Annotated in this window: 1 protein-coding gene; it reads right to left on the bottom strand. The window is 66.0% G+C overall.

Going from position 1 to position 376, the window contains the following annotated elements; translation table 11 throughout:
* Positions 1 to 376: ABC transporter substrate-binding protein (locus ELR45_RS36355; protein ID WP_240759125.1), on the bottom strand; the 376-nt coding region annotated here is incomplete at both ends.

Raw genomic sequence — 376 nt, 5'->3', positions numbered from 1 at the left:
CGTCCGGCGAGCTGAGGCTGATCTCCACGGTGGTCTCGTCCACGGCTGTGACCGTGTCCACCCGGGCGAGGGAGCTGCTGGCGACGGCGGCCGTCTCCTCGTCGAGAATGCTCTCCAGGGAGAAGACGACGTCCTCGGAGTCGAATGAGCTGCCGTCGGCGAAGGTGACTCCCTCACGAAGGTGGAGGGTCACGGTGAGCCCGTCCTCGGATACGTCCCAGGACTCGGCGAGGCCCGGAACCACCTCGAGGTTCTCGTCCAGCTCCGTCAGGGTGCCGTAGATGTTCCCGAGGATGTTCACGGCCTGGAACTGGGTGGCCCGCCACGGATAGAGCGTGTCGGGATCGGAGGTGACACCAATGACGAGATCGCCACC

The sequence above is a fragment of the Phytoactinopolyspora endophytica genome, from assembly GCF_004138495.1.
GTDB classification, from domain to species: Bacteria; Actinomycetota; Actinomycetes; order Jiangellales; family Jiangellaceae; genus Phytoactinopolyspora; species Phytoactinopolyspora endophytica.
Note: the sequence above shows the minus strand (reverse complement) of the source record. Positions and strands in the feature narration are given on the sequence as shown.